Source organism: bacterium, assembly GCA_024226335.1.
Taxonomy (GTDB): Bacteria; Myxococcota_A; UBA9160; order SZUA-336; family SZUA-336; genus JAAELY01.
In genome coordinates, this window is the sequence record JAAELY010000547.1 from 1 (window position 1) to 3,105 (window position 3,105).

4 protein-coding genes are annotated in these 3,105 nt (G+C 63.6%); 3 read left to right on the forward strand and 1 reads right to left on the reverse strand.

Annotated features, from left to right (window positions below; translation table 11 throughout):
- Nucleotides 1-660: SDR family NAD(P)-dependent oxidoreductase (locus GY725_26680; protein MCP4007784.1), on the forward strand; the 660-nt coding region annotated here is incomplete at its 5' end.
- Nucleotides 661-666: 6 nt separating this feature from the next.
- On the opposite strand, the gene GY725_26685 is transcribed toward GY725_26680, so the two are convergent.
- On the reverse strand, nucleotides 667-1,542 hold the full coding sequence (locus GY725_26685) for an enoyl-CoA hydratase (GenBank protein ID MCP4007785.1): 876 nt from the start codon (nucleotides 1,540-1,542) through the stop codon (nucleotides 667-669).
- A 142-nt stretch (nucleotides 1,543-1,684) separates the two neighbouring features.
- Here GY725_26685 and GY725_26690 point away from each other — a divergent pair, with 142 nt between their 5' ends.
- On the forward strand, nucleotides 1,685-2,599 hold the full coding sequence (locus GY725_26690; protein ID MCP4007786.1) for an SDR family NAD(P)-dependent oxidoreductase: 915 nt from the start codon (nucleotides 1,685-1,687) through the stop codon (nucleotides 2,597-2,599).
- A 36-nt stretch (nucleotides 2,600-2,635) separates the two neighbouring features.
- The coding region (locus GY725_26695; GenBank protein ID MCP4007787.1) for a TlpA family protein disulfide reductase at nucleotides 2,636-3,105 on the forward strand (470 nt) is incomplete at its 3' end.

Genomic DNA, 3,105 nt, shown 5'->3' on the forward strand with positions numbered 1-3,105 from the left:
CACTCGCGCCTCGACGTGCTGATCAACAACGCAGGCATCATGGCCATTCCTCGTCACGAAACGGTCGATGGCTTCGAGATGCAGTTCGGCACCAATCACCTGGGGCACTTTGCGCTTACTGGCCTGCTATTCGAACATCTGCTCGGCACACCGGGTTCCCGTGTGGTCAATGTGAGCAGCAGCGCGCATAAGTTCGGTCGCATCGACTTTGACGATCTGCACCGCCGTAAGAGCTACAAGCGCTGGCAGGTGTACGGACAGAGCAAGCTGGCGAATCTCCTGTTCACTCACGAGCTACAGCGTCGATTCGACTTGAGAGGACACGACTGTCTTGCCGCGGCCTGCCATCCCGGCTGGGCGGCGACGAATCTGCAATCGGCGGGGCCCCGAATGGGCGGTTCCAGATGGATGGGCCGAGTCGTGAACCTGGGGAATGCGCTTCTGGCCCAGGACGCGGCGACGGGGGCGTTGCCGACGCTGTACGCGGCGACTTCAGTCGATGTGCGCGGTGGCGATTACATCGGACCCGGTGGATTTCAGGAAGCCTGGGGCTCGCCGATCAAGGTACGCACGAATTCGCGCGCTCACGACAGCGAAACGGCCGGAAGGCTCTGGCAGGTTTCCGAGCAGCAAACCGGCGTTCGCTATCGGGACCTCTAGTCTCGACTAATGTCCGCGAAACTCGGGGCTGCGTTTCTCGATGAAAGCGCGCACGGCTTCGCGATGGTCCTCCGTCTGGGCGGTACGGATCAGTCCTTCGGCTTCGTGCGCTAGACAGCTGTGCAGGTCTTCGCGCAGCGCGCGATCCAGGTTCTTCTTCATGATTCCGTAAGCGAGGGTCGGGCCTGTGGCCAGCTGATGCGCCAGTTCCAGAGACGCCTTGGCCAGGTCTCCGTCGGCGACCACGCGATTGACGATGCCCAGGCGTTCGCATTCTTCCGCGCTGACGCGCTCGGCCGTGAAGAAAAGCTCCCGCGCTTTCGCGCTACCGACGAGCTGACTCAGGAAGAAGCTCGACCCGTAGTCCCCCGAGAGTCCGATGTTCTTGAAAGCGGTCGTGATGAACGCGGACTTCGCGGCGATTCGCAGATCGCACGCCAGTGCAATCGAAAGTCCCGCGCCGGCCGCTGGACCGGGCAGGGCGGCGATCGTCGGTTTGGGCAGGTCGTAGAGCGCTCCCGTAAGACGGATCTGGCGATCCAGTAGGTCACGGGCTGCGGCCTTCGGATCGGGCCGTTTCGTATCGCCTGTGGCCCGCTTCGCGCGATTCTGTCCCATACCTTTGACGTCCCCGCCTGCACAGAACGCCGTACCCGCGCCGGTCAAGAGCAGGCAGCCGATCGACTCATCTGCTCCGAAAGCCGCGATCATGCGGCGCAACGCGGGGCTCAGATCGTCCGATAGCGAGTTGCGTGCGTGGGGCCGATTCAGGGTCAGCACGGCCACGCGATCTTCGACGCGGGCCAGAAGTTCATCGGTGCCGGTATCGATCACGCGAGCGCCGCCGCCACGGTTCTCGCTGGGCGAATTGAAATCTGCCATCGGATCGTCTCCTCGATGCGGGATTATACTGCTGGAGGAACCTCGACGTGACGCGCGAGGCCCGGCACCCGCTGTGCGGCCGTTCGCGGTAGACTCGTTCTACGAATCAATCCCTCAGAACTTCCAATTGGAGGACTTCGAGATGAGCAGTTTCTGCGAAGACCGAGTATGCATCGTGACCGGAGCGGCCCGGGGAATCGGTCGCGAATACGCCCTGATGCTGGCGTCGCACGGAGCGAAGATCGTGGTCAACGACCTCGGCGGCGCGCGCGATGGAACCGGCGCCGATACGTCGCCCGCACAACAGGTCGTTGATGAGATCAAGGCGGCCGGTGGCGAGGCGATCGCGAATGGTGCCGACGTCAGCGACTGGCAGGATGCCAAGGCGATGATCGATCAGGCGATCAGTACTTTCGGGCGCCTCGACGTGCTGATCAGCAACGCGGGCATCCTTCGCGACCGCATGCTGGTGAACATGGAAGAGAACGAGTGGGATGCCGTCATCAAGGTTCACCTCAAGGGTACCTTTGCTCCGGCGCGTCATGCGGCCGCCTACTGGCGCGAGCAGTCCAAGGCCGGGCAGCCCGTCGACGCGCGCATCATCAATACCACGTCCGTCTCGGGTATCTACGGAAATCCCGGGCAGACCAACTACGGCGCGGCCAAGATGGGAATCGCGGCGTTCACGATCATCGCGGCCCGCGAGTTGCGGCGCTACGGCATTACCGTGAACGCGATCGCGCCCGGCGCCCTCACGCGTCTGACCGAAGACCTGGGTATGGGCAGTGGAAGCGACGAAGACAAGGCGCGCATGGATCCGCGCTGGATCGCGCCGATTGCCACCTGGCTGTCGAGTGCGGAGTCGAGCCACATCACGGGTCGGGTCTTTGAAGCATCGGGGCGCGTGCTCGCGGTGGCCGAGGGCTGGCATCGCGGACCAACCGTGGAGCCCGTCGAAGATCCGACCGTGCTGGGTCCGATCGTCAACGATATGGTCAAGTCGGCGCGCAAGAACGCGGGCATGGACGGAGCGGACCTCGACGGCGGCATCGAATAGGCGACACTCCGGTCGGACGGCCAGCACGGGAGCCCCATGTCTGAAAGCTCGAACCGGTTGAAGATCGTCGGGATCGCTTTGTGCGTGCTGAGCACGACGGCGCTGTTGATGGTGCCCGGGCGCGCACCTGCGGACTCGCGCCCGCCGCTCAGCGGCGAATTCGCTCGCCAAATCAAGCTGATCGAGGATCGTCCCGAGTTTCCGGATCTGCCGTTCAAGGAACTCCTGCCCGACGGCAAGTTGGGCGAACGGCGTCTTTCGCAGTTTCGAGGCCGCGTGCTCGTGGTGACGTTCTGGGCTACGTGGTGCGGCATCTGCGCGCGAGAGATGCCCACCCTCGACAAACTCCAGGAATCCCTCGGGGGAGAGGACATCCTGGTCGTCGCACTCGCGCAGGACGATCGCTCCAGTGCCGATGTGCGCGCCTATCTGAAGAAGCGCAACCTGGCAAACCTGCGGGTATTCCACGATCGCGAGGGCACGCTTGCGGCGGTGCTCGGAATCGA